Source organism: Nocardia halotolerans, from assembly GCF_042650145.1.
In the GTDB taxonomy this organism is placed as follows: Bacteria; Actinomycetota; Actinomycetes; order Mycobacteriales; family Mycobacteriaceae; genus Nocardia; species Nocardia halotolerans.
The window spans coordinates 173,151-189,569 of record NZ_JBHSDL010000001.1 but is presented as its reverse complement, the minus strand read 5'-3'; the positions used below and the strand labels follow the sequence as shown (position 1 = coordinate 189,569).

Sequence of the window (16,419 nt, the reverse complement as noted above, 5' to 3'; positions counted from 1 at the left end):
AAATAGGTCCGGCCCGCACTCCTGGGAGCGCGGGCCGGGGGTGCCGATCGGTCAGCGGCGACGGATCGCGCGCTGCATGCCTTTCATTTTCGCGCCGGGCGGCATCGGGCCCTTCGGCATCGCGGGACCGCTGCGCGAGCTCAGGGCCGACAGCCGCCCCTCGATCTGCTCGATCCGCTTGACGTCGATGTTGCGCGGCAGCTTGGTGAGGAACTTCTGCAGGCCCTTCAGCGGGACCTGACCTTCCTCGTTGCCGACGATCACCTCGTAGATGGGGGTGTCTCCGACCAGGCGCGCGGTGCGCTTCTTCTCCTGTGCGATCAGCGACTTGACCCGCTGCGGGGAACCTTCGGCGACGAAGATCACGCCCGGCAGGCCGATGACGCGGTGCACGGCGTCGAGCTGGGTGGTCGCGGCGACGCCGTTGGCGACCCGCCACTTGCCCTGCAAATTCTCCAGCACCCACGCCGCCGCGCCCGCCTGCCCTTCGGCCTTGCGGTAGACGTTCTTCTGCACGCGGCGCCCGAAGATGATGAACGCGAACAGCACGCCCAGCAGCAGACCCAGCGGCAGCAGGAACCACTGCATGTCGAAGATCAGGCCGACCAGGAAGAAGACCACTGTGGTGGCCACGAGCGCGCCGATCATCAGCGGCAGCAGCGCCTTGTCTTCCTTGCGCTGCATGTTGAACGCCTGCCACAACTGCTGACGTCGCTCGCGTGATGCCTGCTTACGGGCCGCTTTAGCCGCGGCCTTGGCTTCCTTCGACGGCTTGCCGCCCTTGCCTCCTGCCATGTGTGTCAGCTTAGATGGCCCGCCGCGAGCGGGTCGGACCGCATGACACACCGACGTCGAATACGGCGATTCGGGCGTCTTGCCGGGCACGGTCACCGCGCAGCGAGCACAATGACCGGGATGCGCCCGAGCACCGAGAACCCGGCCCACTCCGCTGTCACCGATGGCGTCGACGACGAGGTCGCCGAACGGCTCGCAGCCGCGCTGCGCTGTGCGACGGTCTCGGTCGAGGACCCCACCCGCACCGCCGACGCGGAGTTCGCCCGCCTCGCCGACCACCTCGAGTCGTCGTTTCCGCTGGCCCACGCCGCGCTCACGCTCACCCGGTTCGGGCACAGCAGGCTCTATCGCTGGGACGGCGCCGAGCCCGGGGTGGCGGCCATCCTGCTGGCGCACCAGGACGTGGTCCCGGCCGACGACCCACAGCGCTGGACCCATCCGCCCTTCGCCGGTGTGGTCGACGCGGAATTCATCTGGGGTCGCGGCGCGATCGACGACAAGAGCCGTGTGCTCGCGCTGCTCGAGGCCGTCGAGTGGGCACTGGCGGCCGGGCTGCGTCCGCGCCACACCCTGTTCCTGGCGTTCGGTCACGACGAGGAGGTCTTCGGTGACGGCGGCGCGGTGCGGATGGCCGAGCATCTGCGCGACCAGGACGTGCGCGCCGAACTACTGCTCGACGAGGGCGGCGTGATCACCGACGGTGTCGCCGACGGCGTGGACCGACCGGTGGCCAGCATCATGCTCGGTGAGAAGGGCTATGCGACGGTGCGGCTCTCGGTCACCGAGACCGGCGGGCACTCCTCGATGCCCGGGCGCCAGACCGCGGTCGGACGGCTGGCACGTGCAGTCGCGCGGGTGCAGGACCATCCGATGCCGCTGCGGTTGACGCCGGTGATCGCCGACATGCTGGCCCGGATGCGGGTGGCGTTGCCAGCGGCGCGGCGGCGGCTGCTCGAGCTCACCGGCACGCGGCTGCTGTCCACCCTGACCGAACCCTTGCTCGCCCGGATCATGGCGGCCGGGCCGACTACCGAGGCGCTGGTGCGCACCACCACCGCGCCCACGGTGATCCGCGGCGGTGTCAAGGCCAACGTGTTGCCACAGAGCGCCGAGGCCCTGGTGAATTTCCGCATCCTGCCCGGGGATTCGGTGGCCGCCGTGCTGGCGCACTGCCGCCGGGTGATCGATGATCCCGGCGTGGCGGTCGAACTCGTTGGGCCCACCTCCGAGCCCTCTCAGTTGGACGGTCCGGGCCCGGCGTTCGACCTGATCGCCGAACTCGCCACCGGCGTGGTGCCCGGCATCGTCACCACCACCGGCATCGTGCCCGGGGCCACCGACTCCCGCCACTACGACGGTCTGGCCCGGACCCGCTGCAACTTCGCGCCGATCGTGCTCACCGCGACCGATCTCGAGCGGATCCACGGAACCGACGAGCGCATCTCACGACTGAACTACGCTCGGCTGATCGAGTTCAACCGGCGCCTGCTCGAGCGGTTCGCGGTGGCGCCCGAGCGGACAGGAACGCGGCGATGACGACCGACACCGGCGAATTCGCGGGCCATGGCGGCCGAATCGCCTGGCGCGCATGGCAACCCGACAACGCACCGCGGGCGGTGGTGGCGCTGGTACACGGCGCCGCCGAGCACTCGGGCCGCTACGAACACCTCGGTGACGCGCTGGCCGGGGCCGGTTTCGCGGTGTACGCGCTCGACCACATCGGACACGGCCGTTCCGACGGCACCTCGGCCAACATCGGTTCGATGCAGGCCGCGGCCGACAATGTGGCCACCCTGCTCGAACTCGCGAGCGCGGCCCATCCCGGTGTGCCCCGGTTCCTGCTCGGGCACTCGATGGGCAGCCTCGTGGTGCTGCACCTGGCCACCCGCGCACCGATCGACGTGGCGGGCATCGTCGTGTCGGCGCCGCCGCTCGACATTCCGCTGGGCAATCCCGTTCAGCGCATGGCCGCACCGCTACTCACCCGATGGGCGCCGAATCTCGGTGTGCTGACCTTGGATTCGGCCGCGATCAGCCGTGACCCCGAAGTGGTGCGCGCCTATGACGACGACCCGCTGGTGTTCCGCGGCAAGCTGCCCGCCCGTACCGCGGTGGAGATCCTGCAGCATGCCGCGCTGGTGAAGCAACGCCTGGGCACGCTCACCGCGCCGTTGCTGGTGCTGCACGGCAGCGCCGACGAGATCGCCGCGCCGTCGAGCGCCGATGTCATCGAACACGGCGCCGGCTCGGCCGAGGTGAGCGTGCGGCGCTACCCGGGGTTGTTCCACGAGGTGTTCAACGAACCCGAGCGCGCGCAGGTGATCGGCGACCTGACCGAATGGCTGTCCACCCATATTACCGGTCGGTAGCATTCGGGCTAGTACACTCCTGCCATGGGAAATACCTCTACCGGCGCCGTCGCCTTCATCCGTGCCTCCTGGCACAGCAACATCGTCACCAGGGCACACGAGGGCTTCGTCGCCGAGTACGCCGATCTCGGGTTCGACCCGGCGCTCATCGAGGTCTTCGACGTCCCCGGCGCCTTCGAGATCCCGCTGCACGCCCAGCGCCTGGCCCGCACCGGCCGTTACGAGGCGATCGTGGCCGCCGCGCTGGTCGTCGACGGCGGCATCTACCGGCACGACTTCGTCGCTTCCGCGGTGATCGACGGTCTGATGCGGGTGCAGCTCGACAACGACGTGCCGGTGTTCTCGGTGGTACTCACCCCGCACCACTTCCACGAGCACAGCGAACACGTGGACTACTACACCAACCACTTCGTGACGAAGGGAGCCGAGGCTGCCCGCGCGGTCGCGAACACCCTCAGCTCCCTGCAGATCCTGCCGACTTCCGAACCTGCCTAAGCGAACGCGGTCAGGCAGGCCTGCTCGCCTTCGAGCACGCCGGTGCGGAACGCCTCGAGGCGCTGATATCCGCTCGGCACCACCTTGCCGTCGACGTCGCCGGCGGCCAGTCCGTCGGCGAGCAGACCGGAGACCGCCTCGTCGAGATCGCCCGCCGACAGACGCGGATCACTGCCCGGCTCACTGAGTTTCGTGGTGAGCACGCCCGACAGGCACGCGGTGCGCAATCCGGCGGAATCGGCACCGGTCAGCGACAACCCCCGGTCCTGCTGCACCGCCAACGCGTAGCGGGAGACGAAGACCACTGCGGCGTTGTAGTCGCCGGTGACCACCGCCGACAGCGGTTCGTCTGCCTCGCTCGCGCCCTCACCGGCCAGTTCGGCCAACGCGGCCACATCGGTGCCGACGGTGTTCGCCGCCGGGCAGTAGGACACCGGCTCGGTGGTGGTGGTCGACGCGCAATCGCGGGTGACACCGGAGTAGTCGAACTCCGGGGCCTCGCGCACCGGCATCGACTTGCCCAGCTGCTGAGCCAGCGTGCGCAACGTCTCCTCGGTCACCGGGAGCTGCTGGTCGCGTTCGCCTTCTTCGAAGGTGACCGGCAGGCCCGCGCGACGGCTCTCGATCTCGGCCTCGTCGATGTCCTTGCAGGACTGGGCGCCCTGCGTGTAGCCCACCTGCACCGCGGTGATCCGCTCGAACGCCGAACCGTGCACCGCGTCGGGGTCGTTGGGATCGCGGTCGCGTACCGCTACGGTCGCGCCGAGCACCCCGTTGAGCCCATCGGTGGTGTTGAGCGTGAAGTGCCGCGAATCACCTTCTGCCACATGCCGAAGGAACACTCCGGCCAGGCAGTCGGCCTGCTGCTCCTTCACCAGGGCGTCGGTGGTGAAACCACGCAGCAGATCGGACTGGGACTGGATGGCGTGACCGTACTCGTGGGCCAGCACCATCACCACCGACATCTGCTCGTACTTGTCCACCAGCAGCGGCAGCAGCACACTGCGGTCCCAGCCGATGGTGTGGTTGAGCGGGCAGTACGCCGCGTTGATCAGCTTGTAGGTGCTGCCGAAACAGAAACTCACCGCTTCGGACTCCGGCGCCTTCGCCGACCAGGAGATGTACTTCGAAGCGGGCTTGAAGTCACCACGGAAGGTCTTGGAATACTCGGTGCGCCAGAAGTCTTCGATATCGGCGATGGCGTTCATCGCCAACGTGTCGATCGGGCCGTTGTCGGTGTTCTCGGCCTTCTTGTCGGTGTCGGGCACACCCGAGCGCGGCCCGCTGGGGCCCGAGCTGGTCGTCGCCCCCGCGACTTCCCACGGATTGTCCTGCACCGCAACCGCTTTGTCACTGGCCACGGTGGTCGCCGAACAACCCCCCACCAGCAGACCGACACTTGCCACGGCCGCGGCCACGGCCGTACCGAACCGACGTCTTCTCATGCACTGTCCTCCCCGGGAATGACTCGGACGCCGAGCGGTCCGATGTCGAGCGCTCACATGGTAATCGGCCCGGCGTCAACGGTCCATGCGCACAGTGGCCAGCACCGCGCGGTGATCGGTGCCCGGCAGGGTGAGCGTGCGCACCCGCTCGGCCACCCCACCCGCGACGAGGACATAGTCGATTCCGATCAGCGGACCCCACCGGCGATCGGCGGGATAGGTGAGCAGGATGCCGTCTCCGGTCTGGTCGGCGGCCGAGGCGAACGCGCCGTCGAGCAGGGACCGGTAGGCCGAATGACTCTGGGTGGCATTGAAATCCGCGCCGACGACCGCGGGCCCTTCGGTTGCGGCCAGGATTTCGTCGACCCGGCGCATCTCGGCCGACCACGCCGCGAAATCGATGGTCGGCGGGATGGGGTGGAATGCGAACACCGAAATCGGGCCCCGCTGTGGGTGTTCCATCGTCGCGGACACATTGCTCATGATGAAACCGTCGTATTTCACGGTGTCGCGCAACGGGTACCGGCTGTAGATACCGGTGCCACCGCCGCCCGACTGCGCCGGCTCCAAGTAGAAGTGCGGCAACCGGTCTTCCAACCCGGCCCCCCGCAACCCCGTGATCGCGTCGACGGTGAGTTCTTCGACGGTGAACACGTCGACATCGTTGTCGCGCACGGTCGCGACCACCGCTGCCGGATCCGCCTGCCCGAAGAGCAGATTCGACTGCAACACCACCAGTTCGGGCCCGTCCGCTGCCCTGGCCTCCGGAACATAGGACGGTGCCACCAACCACAACACCCCGGTCAGCACCACCCCCGCCGCTGCCGCACTGCGCCATCCGCGCGCCACGAGCAGCAACACCAACCCGACGACCGCCCCGAGCATCAACCACATCGCCCCCGACGCCAGCAACACCATCGACTGCCGCCGCCAGTCCCCGAGATGCAACACGATCCCGATCACCGCCGCGACCACCGCGCCCCACCCCAGGACGAGCAACACCCGCTCCATCCACTCACGCATCATCGGACCACCCTAAGCACCACCTCTTTCAGCACCCTTGTGGCAAGCTTGCGGATTCCCTGAGGTATGAGTCGCACGGCAGAAGGAGGTGGCCGTGTACATCGATGAATTCACCGCCCTGAGCGCGTTCGTCACGACAGTCCAGCGCGTGACTTCCTCCATCGAGTCGCGCGATTCGCAATGATGGTCCGGGTAGCATTCCGTCCATGACCGTGCGTGCGAAGATCTGCGGTATCCGCTCGACCACCGACCTGCAGATCGCCGTGGACGCGGGCGCGGACGCGGTGGGGTTCATCTCCGGAATCACGCACTTCAGCGAGGACGGGCTCAGCGCCGATGCGGCACGGCAGCTGGCCGAGGCGGTGCCACCTTTCATCAACAAGGTACTGGTGACCCATCTCGAGAATGCCTCCGAGATCATCGCTCTGGCTGATGAGATCGGCGTGGACACCATCCAGGTACACGGCCTGGTGTCGATGGAGACCCTGCGCCAGGTCAAAGCCCAGGCTCACGGCCGTACCGTCTTGCGCGCGGTGCACGTCACCGGGACGAACGCGGTCGCCGAAGCCAGGACCGTGGCAGCCAACTGCGATGCGGTACTTCTCGATTCACGCACCGAGGAACGGTTGGGCGGCACCGGCCGCACCCACGACTGGTCGATCAGTGCCCAGATCGTGTCCGAGCTGTCGGCTCTGGGATGTCCGGTGGTACTGGCAGGCGGACTGACGGCATCGAATGTCGGCGAAGCGATAGCTGCGGTGAATCCGTTCGGTGTGGACGTCAACAGTGGTGTCGAGGACAACGACGGAGACAAATCAGTACAGGACTGCGTCGGCTTTGTCGCTACCGCACACGCCATGCCCGCTGCGAATACTGTTCCATCGCCACCGCGCTGAGGACCAGTGCCGCAGCCACCACCGCACCGACGGTGACCCGGCCGTGCAGCATCGCCGCCCCGATTATCGACGCGACAACCGCCTCGTTCAATCCGATGATGCTGGCGGTGGTCGCGTCCAGAACTCGCAGCGCAGCCCAGTACAGCGCGAAACCCGGCCCCAGCAGGAACACGCCGATCACGACCATCTGAGCTGCTCCTGCCCACGTGGGCGGATCAGCCACAAGCAGGACACTGCTGAGCAGACCGGCGAAGACCAATTGCAGCCCGGCCGAGGTCGGCGTTGTACGGGAGCGCGCTTCCTTCGCGACGGTGCTCACCAGAACGGCCACACACACCGCGCTCGCCAAAGCGAGCGCGCACCCCACGATCGTGCGTAGCTGATCTCGCGCATCGCCCGGACCGGCCGAACTGGCAAGCAGGATCGCCACCGCCACCAGGCCCACCTCCAGTGCCACCACCGCACCGCCTCGGCGAGTTCCGCGCACGATCTGCGCACCGATCAGCAACAGCGGTGTGGTGAGGTGCAGCGCGACGACGATCGGCAGCGGTCCGATCCGCAACGCAGCGGCGAACAGGATCAGGTTGGCGGCTTCCAGCACCCCGAGTCGGACGTAGAGTCGCGGCGCCTCGCTGAATGTCCGCCGGGCGCTGCCACCGGTTGCCCGCGCGAAACACAACAGTGCGATCCCACCGCCGAGCGCGGCCAGCGACACGGCGGTGGGCGCCCCCTCGACGCGCGACATCGCCGCGCTGGAAACACCCCACAGGCAAGTTGCCGCGATCAGCAGCAGGACCGAAGTCACGGCCTCACCGCTTACGACAGCAGGAACGTGACCACCGGCAGCACCACGGCGGTGAAGCCCGCGAAGACGGGTGCGGCGACACGGGTTCTCGACACCGATGGAAACCGGGTGATCAGCGCGACCAGGGCGCCGAGCGCAATCAAGAAGGTGCCCCACACGACCAGCACCCGGCTACCGGCCTTCGGCAGGCTGTCGTCCATGCCGACAGCGAGTAGAGCGATGCTCAGGCCGGCCGCCGCGCACACTCCGAAGAATGCCGCCCCCGCATGGCTGTTGAGCACTATCCGGCGGTGACGCCCGCCGACGACGCTGCGGGCGTCGCTGTGGTGGGCACCGTCGGTGCGGCAGACGATCTCGAACACCCGGCCCGGATTCACCGCGCCACCGAGTGCCTGCCGAACCCGAGCCATGGCCTCGATGGCCAGTGTCGTCGCGTACGAGGTGACGAAACCTTCCGGCGATGTTCTGAATCCGCCACGCCGGGTGTGCATCGGTGTCATCTCCTGCAGGCCGAGCAGTTCGGTGAGCGAGCGGCGCATCGCCGGATCGAATACCGCCGAAGGCTCCACACTCACCACCGCTCCCACCGCGAGATGCAGACTGAGATGTCGCCAGGTGTCGGCCATCTCGCCCCGGCGGAATGCTTCTTCCTCCACTCGGTCATCGTCGCGGCCCAGCCCGGTCAGCATTCGGTCGACCGCTTGTTCCAGTGCTCGCCGGGTGCGCTTTCCGCCGACCGACACGAATTCGGGGCGGATCAGCACCGAGGAAATCGAGGCCATCGCATACATGGGCTGCGCCCGAACGTCATCGTTCAACACCGAGACAGCGAGAAACGACACGCCGCGCAAGACGCTGTCGGCGATCTCGTCGCTGGTGGTGGCCACTCCGGCCAACGCCTGCATGGCCGCGGCAGTCGCGGTGATCGAGACCGGACCGACGCGCCCCGACATGCGCCAGCCACCGGATTCGGTGTCCTGGGTGTCGCGTAGTTGGGTCACGCACCACGCCACGTCCGTATCGTCGGGTGCGGCGCCCATGACCAGCAGGGCCCGCAGTCGCCAGGCGATATCGATCGGGGCATCGAACTCCCAGGAGTCGGCTCCGTGTTGTACGGTGCGGCGCCGCAGGAGAACCGAAACCTCGTCGGCACGGGGAATCGGCTGCTCGACCGACGCCAGCGCGCAGACCACTTCGGCAGTGTTCTGCGGATTCGGCGGCACATCGTCGACCCAGCCCCAACCGGACCCACCGAGTCCGTCGGACTTCTGATTCTGTGTGAGCCAGTGCACGGCAAGGTCTATCCGCTGGTCCAAACCGGACATCGTCCCCCCGAACTATCCGTTCATACACTGCCACAACAGTTCCCGGCCGACCCTACGCTCGATCGCACCGCACAGAATTGGTGATCGGGCAACTGATCGTACCGTCACCTGCCGCTTCTCAGAGCGGCATTCCGGCTTCGATCCAGTTGTAGGCTTGGATCTTTCGGGAGGCGGGGTCGTTGACGACCTGGTTGATCAGGTCGTTGATCTGGTCGGTGGACAGGGGGTAGCCGTAGTGTTCGGCGGCGCCTGCGGAGGCCCAGAGGGAGGCGAAGAGGGCGGGGCCGCCCAGGATGTGGGTGAGGGCGGTGGCCACCTCGTCGACGGTTTCGAGGACGCCGTGGACCAGGGCGATGGCGATGTCTTCGTCGCCGGGGGTGGCGCCGGGGGCCAGGGCGCCGGATTCGACGGCGCGGCGGGCCAGCCAGTCGCGTGGGATCAGCGGGTGCGGGCCGATGGCGTCGCCGAGGTAGTAGCGCCATTCGCCGGGGTTGCCCTGGTCGAAGGCGTGGATGTAGAAGGTGCGGGTCAGCGCCCACAGGGCGATGTAGCGCAGGGCGACCTGTTCGGGGCTCAGTTCCGCATCGGGACCGTTGGCCCGGTCGTTTTCGAGCTGCCTCCAGGAGTAGGTGAACCAGACCAGTTCGGAGTTGCCGACCCAGGTGGCGGGCAGGCGGTCCGCCAGGACGGCGACGTCGGCGGCCGGACCGTCGAAACCGGGCGCGCCGGATGCTTCGGCGCGCAGGTTCTCGACGTAGCCGCGCAGGGCGTCGACGGAGGTGAACACCGCGTAGCCGAGCTGGGCGAAACGGGTCAGGTCGGCGTCGGCCGGTTCGAGCAGCAGCACCACCGGCATACCGACGCCCGGCTGCAGGCCGTCGGGCCAGAACGCTTCGGCGACAGCGAGTTCGCGCCCGGTGATCGGGTCGGAGACCTCGCTGTCGAGCAGCGGGAAGCCGAAGCCGTCGGCGATCAGGTCGTCGACGAGGGCGTTGACCTGGTCCACCGCCGGGTCACCGACGGTCGTGCCGGCGACACCCATGGTCACCAGGGTCGGGCGGTGCAGGGTGCCGGTGCGCAACTGTTCGAGGAACGCGTCGGCCGCCCGGGACAGCAGCATGCGCCGTGCCCGCAGGAACTCGCGATAGTTCTCCACCCGCCACAGCGCCGGGTCGGTCGGAATCCACTGGGAGGCCAGCACACCGGGGTTGCGCCGTTCCAGTTCCGCGAAGTAGTCGGCGGGTTCACGCTCGCCCAGCTCGGCCTCCGAACCCGGGCTCAGGAAGCAGAAGTTGGCGATCGCGTTGATCTCGTTGCGCTCGTAACCGGCATCGCGCAGCAGGGTCTTCGGGAACAGGTAGTGCACCTGCACCGGCGTGCGGTCACCGAACTGTTCGATGCCCAGCTCCGAACCGGTGCCCAAGTCGCGCGAACCGTCCACGCGGGTCAGCAGGTACAGCAGCGGATAGAACCGGGAACCGCGGGTGGCGCCGGCGAAGTCGTCGGCGCACAGGTCGAGCGAACCGCCGCGCAGCCGTTCCAGCGACGCGATGAGACCGTCGATACCGCCGCGTTCGAGCGTGTCGTAGTCCTGTTGGAGGAAGGTTTCGGTGGAGCCACTGAAGCGCCCCCACAGCGCTGAGTGCACGTACCAGTACAGCACCCGGTCGCGGTGCAGGTCGTTGTCGAAGTCGCCGCCGTTGAGGAACAGCAGCCGGGTGATGACCGGAATCGCGTAGCGCCCCATCAGGACCCGGTCGTGATCGAGCCCGAGGCGGCCCGCCACGGTGTCGAGGAAGGTGTCGACCTGGCGGGCGGTGTCGCTGAGCGCCTGCTCGAATTCCGCGGGTGTCAGCTCACCGAGCGCGTCGAAGTGCGAGCGGCCGTTGCCGACGGCGATGACGTTGCGCAGCAACCAGTCCAGGGTGAAGGTGTAGCCGTCCTTGTCCCAGCGGATCAGATGGTCGCGCAGATTGCCGCGGGCCTGCGGCCATTGCGCGCACAGGGTGGCCAGCGCCAGGTCGCCCTTGGACAGTTTGGTGCCGCCGGAGTTGACCCGGTTGAAGATGTCGACCACCTCGTCGACGGTGCGGTCGGACCCGGTGATGGTCTCGACGTTGAACTCGCGGTGGGTGATCTCGCGCAGCTTGTTCAGCCGGCTCAGGTAGATCGCCAGCGTTTCCGGTGGCTGCTCGGGGAACCGGGACAGATAGTGCATCGGTCCCTGCGCGAACAGTTCGGTGATGTCGATCCAGGTGGGACTCAGGTCGCGGCCGGGCACTTGGAACTCGAAAAGCTCACGGTCGACATCGAAATGCAGTCCGGTGAACGCGATGGGGTCGCCCTCGAAGAACGACGGTGCGGTGCCGCGCACGATCCCGTAGAGCGTGCTGATCCGCTGCTGACCGTCGAGCAGCAGCTGGCGCAGCCCCGACCCGCTCGTCGCGCCGCGTACCGCGATCTCGTCGGATCCGGTCTCCCACACCAGCAGACCACCGACCGGGTACCCCAGGTACAGCGAGCGCATGAGCCCACGGACCTGGTCCCGGTTCCAGACGTACCCGCGCTGGAATTCGGGCAACAGCACAGCACCGGAATCGATCTGGTCGAGCAAGGTGGACAGACGTGTCACGGCAGCCTTTCGATCGCGAGCTGGTAGCGGCGAACCACCCCATCGTTGCACGGATCGTACCGACAGACTCCGACATACCAGCGGCCGAACAGGACTGGCGCGCCGACGCCTCCGCTACCCTGTGCCGGCCACCGCGGCACGGAAGGCATCGGAGGCGTAGAACGGGGCCAGCCTGCGCCGCAACACGGCATCGAGATAGCCGCGCTCGTCGAGCTTTTCGAGCACCGGCGGGCCGAAACGCAGTGCCTCCTCGAGCATGTCCGCGCGGCCGACGCCGAGCTCGGCGAGCAGCTCGGCGAGCGGGGTCGAACCGTACTTGTCGAAGACGTGGTCGATGCCCTCGTCGAGCAGGGCGTGGAAGTAGTCGGTGTCGCGGAAGGTTCGCCAGAATTCGAAGGTGAGCACGACGGCGTCCTCCACATCGCCTTCGGAGACCAGGTCGCGGAACGAGCCGACCGAATCGCCCGCGTGCTTGCGCCAGGTCTCGCGGGCGGTGCCGAACAGCACCTCGTCGGCGTCGGTGCTGTTGCCGCGCAACACGAAGCGCGCACCGGTGCGGGTGAGGTGCCCGAGGCCCTGCTCGATGGCGGGCATGGCCGGTTCGGCCAACCGGGCCAGCGCCCCGCGTAGCGAACCGGCCAATCCGGCGCTTTCGACGTGGCGGCCGTCGTCGACGGCGGTGACGACCGCGCGTTGCACGGCCTCGACACAGGCGTCGACGGTGACCGGGCTGTTGAGCACCAAGCGCACCAGCCGGTGGGTGACACCCATGTCGGCGACCGCGTCGACCAGTTCGTCGAAGCGGCGGCTGTCGACCACCTCGCCGACTTCGGTCTCGTCGTTGGCGCGATGGTTGTACAACCGGTTCGCGATCTCGCCGACGAGTTCCGGGATCGCCCCCTCAACCGGAATCTGCACCGCGTATTTGTGGGCGACCGCCTTGATCTGTTCGCGCGTGACCGCCTCCGCCAGGGTCAGCTCCGCGGCCTCGCCGAGCAGGCCGTCCACTTCCTCGGTGACGAACTCGACGAACCCCGCCGACTGTAGCAGCTGCTGTTTGGTGAAGGCGACGTGTGCGTCGAGCACCCGCATCGCGACGTCCATGTGAGCGCCGTGCCCCTCGTTCTCACCCATGCCGCCCAGATTGGCACACTTCGTACCGGTAGGCGGCGGTGCGTCCGATTTCACCAGCCCGATGGCGCGACACGCCGACCGATCACCATGAACGCAGCCCACATCGCGGTGTGACGCACGCCGCTGCACGGTTTGCCGACGAGTGTGGCATACTTGGTGGCTGAGACTGGGCTGATCGCAAGTGATCGCCGTGGCTCACCTACGGAAAAGACTTTCAAAAACATGACTCAAGGCACTGTTAAGTGGTTCAACGGCGAAAAGGGCTTCGGCTTCATCGCCCAAGACGGAGGCGGCCCCGACGTCTTCGTGCATTACTCGGCCATCGGCGGCTCGGGCTTCAAGTCCCTCGAAGAGGGACAGCGAGTCGAGTTCGAGGTCGGCCAGGGCCAGAAGGGCCCTCAGGCTCAGGACGTTCGCGCCATCTGATTTCGGCGTGAACTCGAAAGGCCCCGCACCACTGGTGCGGGGCCTTTCTCATGCCTGCCCTCCGAAGACCCGCTCCACCACGGCCTTGGCGCGACGGGTGATGCGCATGTAGTTGTCGAGGAACTCGCTGCCGTCGTCGTTGGGCCAGCCGGCCACCCGCGCGACCGCGGACAACTGCTGACCGGGACCGGGCAGCTGATCGGTCGGTTTGCCGCGCACCAGCACCAGCGCGTTGCGGGCCGCGGTGGCGGTGATCCACGATTCCCGCAGCAGCGCGACATCCTCGGAGTCGAGAATGCCCTCGGCTTCGATGACGTCCAGCGTTTGCAGCGTCGAGGTGTTGTGCAGGGCGGGCACCTCGTGGGCGTGGCGCAACTGCAGCAGCTGCACGGTCCATTCGATGTCGGCCAGCCCGCCACGCCCCAGTTTGGTGTGCGTGGCCGGATTCGCCCCGCGCGGAAGCCGTTCGGAGTCGACGCGTGCCTTGATCCGGCGGATCTCGCGGACCGCGTCGCCCGACACTCCCCCGGCCGGATAACGGATGGGGTCGATGACGTGCAGGAACCGCACGCCCAGCTCCTGATCACCGGCCACCTGATGCGCGCGCAGCAACGCCTGCACTTCCCATGCCTGCGCCCACTGGGCGTAATAGGCCTGGTAGGCCGCCAGCGTGCGCACCAGGGCACCGTTGCGGCCCTCCGGACGCAACCCGGCGTCGACCTGCAGCGGCGGATCGACACTGGGCGCCCCCAGCAGCCGCTGGACCTGCTCGGCGACACCGTTGGCCCATTTCACCGCCGCGGTCTCGTCCTGGCCGGGCCGCGGGTCGCAGACGAACAGCACATCGGCGTCGGAACCGTAGCCCAGCTCCATGCCGCCGAGCCGGCCCATGCCGATCACCGCGATGTCGGCGGGCGCGGGTGCCCCGCGTTCGGCTTCGGAGGCCCGGATGACCGCGCTGAGCGCCGCCTCCAGTACCGCCACCCACACCGAGGACAGCGCCACGCACACCTTCGGCACGTCGAGCAGGCCGAGCAGATCAGCCGAGGCCACCCGGGCCAGTTCGTGCCTGCGCAGCGACCGGGCCGCGGCCACCGCGCGTTTCGGATCCCCGTAGCGCGCCGCGGCGGTCTGGATGCCGCGGGCCACATCCTCGGGTTGTGGACCCAGCAGCAGCGGCCCGCTCGGGCCGTCGGCGTACATGCGGATGGTCTCGGGGGCGTTGATCAGCAGGTCGGGCAGGTACTCCGAGGAACCGAGCACGATCATCAGGCGCTGGGCGATGGCACCCTCGTCGCGCAGTTCGCGCAGGAACCAGATCTGGTCGTCGAGACCTTCCGACACCCGCCGGTAGGCGAGCAGGCCCGCGTCCGGATTCAGCGTGTCACCGAGCCATTCGAGCAGTGTGGGCAGCAGTAGCGCCTGGATGCGGCCCTTGCGGGAGACCCCGCCGGTGAGCGCTTTCAGGTGCCCGAGCGCGTTGGCCGGGGCGGCGTAACCCAGCGCCGCGAGCTGGCGGACGGCGGCGTCGGGGCTCAGGCGCAGCGCGTCGGAATCCATCCGGGCCACCGCGTCCAACAGCGGCCGGTAGAACAACTTGGCGTGCAGCCGGCGCACCCGCACCGAGTTGCGGCGGATCTCGGCGTCGAGTACCCCCGCCGCGTCCTTGCGCCCGTCCGGACGGATGTGGGCCGCGCGAGCCAACCAGCGCATGCCCTCCTCGTCGTCGGCAGCGGGCAGGGTGTGGGTGCGCTTGAGCCGCTGCAACTGCAGGCGGTGCTCGAGCAGGCGCAGGAATTCGTAAGAGGCGGTCAGGTTGGCGGCGTCCTCGCGGCCGACGTAACCGCCCGCGGCGAGCGCGGTGAGCGCCTCCACCGTGTTGGTGACGTGCAGCGACTCGTCGACCCGTCCGTGCACCAATTGCAGGAGCTGCACGGCGAATTCGACATCGCGCAGGCTGCCCGCGCCGAGCTTGAGCTCACGCTCGCGCAGATCGGCGGGAACCAGGTCCTCGACCCGGCGGCGCATGGCCTGCACATCGGCGACGAAATCCGGGCGCTCGGACGCGGCCCAGACCATCGGCATCAGGGCATCGCGGTACTGCTTGCCCAGTTCCAGATCACCGGTCATCGGGCGGTTCTTCAACAGCGCCTGGAACTCCCAGGTGCGTGCCCACCGCTTGTAGTAGGCCAGATGCGCATCGAGGGTGCGCACCAGCGCGCCCGCTTTGCCTTCGGGGCGCAGGGCCGCGTCGACCTCGAAGAAGGCCGAGCTCGCCACGCTCATCATCTCCGCGGCCAAGCGGGTCGCGGTGGCGTCGGCGGGTTCGGCGACGAACACCACGTCGACATCGCTGACGTAATTCAGTTCGCGCGCACCGCATTTTCCCATCGCGATCACCGCCAGGCGCACCGGCACCGGACCGTTCTTGCACACCCTGGCCACCGCCACCGACAGCGCGGCGGTGAGCGCGGCGTCGGCGAGATCCGACAGGTGCCTGCCCACCACCAGATACGGCGGCACCGGCTCGTTCTCCACGGTGGAGGCCAGGTCCACCGCGGCCAGCAACATCAGCTGATCGCGATACCTGCCGCGCAGCAAGGCGATCGCCTCGGGGCCGGCGACCCCGGCCCGGAACAGCATCGGCCCCGCGTTCGGTCCGGTCTCCGGTGCCGCGTCGACCGCGTCGAGCAGGTCGGCGATCAGCTCCGCGCGATCGGGGAGCCGACCGGCGCGCAGGATCTTCCACGCCTGCGGCGCCGCCACGAGATGATCACCGAAGGTGGTGGAGGAGCCGAGCAAACCGAACAGCCTGCCGCGCACCCGGGTATCGGACCGGATCGCCGAATCCAGTTCCGCCCAGTCGTTTCCGAGCGATTCGCGCAACCGCACCAGGGTCGACAGCGCGAGATCGGCGTCGGGAGAGCGCGACAGCGCCCACAGCACGGGCACGCCGTCGACGTTGTCCCAGCCGAGCTGGTGCAGGGAGTCCGCCGCCGCCGGCTCGAGCAAACCGAGCCGGCCGACGCCGGGAACAGCGGAACGGGCAGTCGGTGGCCGGGCCATACCGTAAA

13 protein-coding genes are annotated in these 16,419 nt (G+C 68.2%); 5 read left to right on the top strand and 8 right to left on the bottom strand.

What is annotated here, in order from left to right:
* Window positions 1–51: 51 nt before the first annotated feature.
* Window positions 52–795 carry a DUF4191 domain-containing protein gene (locus ACFO5K_RS00890; RefSeq protein WP_378555150.1) on the bottom strand — a complete coding sequence of 248 codons (744 nt, stop codon included), beginning with the start codon at window positions 793–795 and terminating at the stop codon, window positions 52–54.
* Window positions 796–915: 120 nt separating this feature from the next.
* Here ACFO5K_RS00890 and ACFO5K_RS00885 point away from each other — a divergent pair, with 120 nt between their 5' ends.
* From ACFO5K_RS00885 to ACFO5K_RS00875, 3 genes are read left to right on the top strand one after another with little or no spacing between them, the layout of a single operon-like run.
* The gene (locus ACFO5K_RS00885) at window positions 916–2,331 is read left to right on the top strand and encodes a M20/M25/M40 family metallo-hydrolase (protein ID WP_378555149.1); all 1,416 of its coding nucleotides are present in this window, start codon (window positions 916–918) and stop codon (window positions 2,329–2,331) included.
* Window positions 2,328–3,164, top strand: coding sequence for an alpha/beta hydrolase (locus tag ACFO5K_RS00880; RefSeq protein WP_378555148.1), 837 nt, complete (start codon window positions 2,328–2,330; stop codon window positions 3,162–3,164). The genes ACFO5K_RS00885 and ACFO5K_RS00880 overlap by 4 nt, the downstream gene beginning before the upstream one ends.
* Window positions 3,165–3,188: 24 nt before the next feature.
* Window positions 3,189–3,659, top strand: coding sequence for a 6,7-dimethyl-8-ribityllumazine synthase (locus ACFO5K_RS00875; protein ID WP_378555147.1), 471 nt, complete (start codon window positions 3,189–3,191; stop codon window positions 3,657–3,659).
* On the opposite strand, the gene ACFO5K_RS00870 is transcribed toward ACFO5K_RS00875, so the two are convergent.
* Both ACFO5K_RS00870 and ACFO5K_RS00865 read right to left on the bottom strand, forming a co-directional pair.
* Complete coding sequence (locus ACFO5K_RS00870) at window positions 3,656–5,104, bottom strand: metallopeptidase (RefSeq protein ID WP_378555146.1); 1,449 nt, start codon at window positions 5,102–5,104, stop codon at window positions 3,656–3,658. The genes ACFO5K_RS00875 and ACFO5K_RS00870 overlap by 4 nt on opposite strands.
* Window positions 5,105–5,179: 75 nt before the next feature.
* On the bottom strand, window positions 5,180–6,130 hold the full coding sequence (locus ACFO5K_RS00865; protein WP_378555145.1) for an endonuclease/exonuclease/phosphatase family protein: 951 nt from the start codon (window positions 6,128–6,130) through the stop codon (window positions 5,180–5,182).
* Between the two features lie 203 nt (window positions 6,131–6,333).
* Here ACFO5K_RS00865 and ACFO5K_RS00860 point away from each other — a divergent pair, with 203 nt between their 5' ends.
* Window positions 6,334–7,023 carry a phosphoribosylanthranilate isomerase gene (locus tag ACFO5K_RS00860; protein WP_378555144.1) on the top strand — a complete coding sequence of 230 codons (690 nt, stop codon included), beginning with the start codon at window positions 6,334–6,336 and terminating at the stop codon, window positions 7,021–7,023.
* Here the strand turns inward: ACFO5K_RS00860 and ACFO5K_RS00855 are convergent.
* From ACFO5K_RS00855 to ACFO5K_RS00840, 4 genes are all read right to left on the bottom strand, one after another.
* Window positions 6,971–7,828 carry an EamA family transporter gene (locus tag ACFO5K_RS00855; protein ID WP_378555143.1) on the bottom strand — a complete coding sequence of 286 codons (858 nt, stop codon included), beginning with the start codon at window positions 7,826–7,828 and terminating at the stop codon, window positions 6,971–6,973. The genes ACFO5K_RS00860 and ACFO5K_RS00855 overlap by 53 nt on opposite strands.
* A gap of 11 nt (window positions 7,829–7,839) precedes the next feature.
* Complete coding sequence (locus ACFO5K_RS00850; protein WP_378555142.1) at window positions 7,840–9,153, bottom strand: hypothetical protein; 1,314 nt, start codon at window positions 9,151–9,153, stop codon at window positions 7,840–7,842.
* Between the two features lie 118 nt (window positions 9,154–9,271).
* The gene (locus ACFO5K_RS00845; RefSeq protein WP_378555141.1) at window positions 9,272–11,785 is read right to left on the bottom strand and encodes a GmrSD restriction endonuclease domain-containing protein; all 2,514 of its coding nucleotides are present in this window, start codon (window positions 11,783–11,785) and stop codon (window positions 9,272–9,274) included.
* Between the two features lie 114 nt (window positions 11,786–11,899).
* Window positions 11,900–12,919 (bottom strand): hypothetical protein, encoded by a 1,020-nt coding sequence (locus ACFO5K_RS00840; protein ID WP_378555140.1) that lies wholly within the window; start codon window positions 12,917–12,919, stop codon window positions 11,900–11,902.
* Window positions 12,920–13,141: 222 nt separating this feature from the next.
* Here ACFO5K_RS00840 and ACFO5K_RS00835 point away from each other — a divergent pair, with 222 nt between their 5' ends.
* The gene (locus tag ACFO5K_RS00835) at window positions 13,142–13,345 is read left to right on the top strand and encodes a cold-shock protein (RefSeq protein WP_056821080.1); all 204 of its coding nucleotides are present in this window, start codon (window positions 13,142–13,144) and stop codon (window positions 13,343–13,345) included.
* 48 nt (window positions 13,346–13,393) lie between these two features.
* Here the strand turns inward: ACFO5K_RS00835 and ACFO5K_RS00830 are convergent, their stop codons facing one another.
* Window positions 13,394–16,411 carry a bifunctional [glutamine synthetase] adenylyltransferase/[glutamine synthetase]-adenylyl-L-tyrosine phosphorylase gene (locus ACFO5K_RS00830; RefSeq protein ID WP_378555139.1) on the bottom strand — a complete coding sequence of 1,006 codons (3,018 nt, stop codon included), beginning with the start codon at window positions 16,409–16,411 and terminating at the stop codon, window positions 13,394–13,396.
* Window positions 16,412–16,419: the final 8 nt, after the last annotated feature.

Bases quoted from the DNA above. Each gene is read 5' to 3' on its own strand.
- ACFO5K_RS00890 (WP_378555150.1), bottom strand. From the start codon at position 795: ATGGCAGGAGGCAAGGGCGGCAAGCCGTCGAAGGAAGCCAAGGCCGCG.
- ACFO5K_RS00885 (WP_378555149.1), top strand. From the start codon at position 916: ATGCGCCCGAGCACCGAGAACCCGGCCCACTCCGCTGTCACCGATGGC.
- ACFO5K_RS00880 (WP_378555148.1), top strand. From the start codon at position 2,328: ATGACGACCGACACCGGCGAATTCGCGGGCCATGGCGGCCGAATCGCC.
- ACFO5K_RS00875 (WP_378555147.1), top strand. From the start codon at position 3,189: ATGGGAAATACCTCTACCGGCGCCGTCGCCTTCATCCGTGCCTCCTGG.
- ACFO5K_RS00870 (WP_378555146.1), bottom strand. From the start codon at position 5,104: ATGAGAAGACGTCGGTTCGGTACGGCCGTGGCCGCGGCCGTGGCAAGT.
- ACFO5K_RS00865 (WP_378555145.1), bottom strand. From the start codon at position 6,130: ATGATGCGTGAGTGGATGGAGCGGGTGTTGCTCGTCCTGGGGTGGGGC.
- ACFO5K_RS00860 (WP_378555144.1), top strand. From the start codon at position 6,334: ATGACCGTGCGTGCGAAGATCTGCGGTATCCGCTCGACCACCGACCTG.
- ACFO5K_RS00850 (WP_378555142.1), bottom strand. From the start codon at position 9,153: ATGTCCGGTTTGGACCAGCGGATAGACCTTGCCGTGCACTGGCTCACA.
- ACFO5K_RS00840 (WP_378555140.1), bottom strand. From the start codon at position 12,919: ATGGGTGAGAACGAGGGGCACGGCGCTCACATGGACGTCGCGATGCGG.
- ACFO5K_RS00835 (WP_056821080.1), top strand. From the start codon at position 13,142: ATGACTCAAGGCACTGTTAAGTGGTTCAACGGCGAAAAGGGCTTCGGC.
- ACFO5K_RS00830 (WP_378555139.1), bottom strand. From the start codon at position 16,411: ATGGCCCGGCCACCGACTGCCCGTTCCGCTGTTCCCGGCGTCGGCCGG.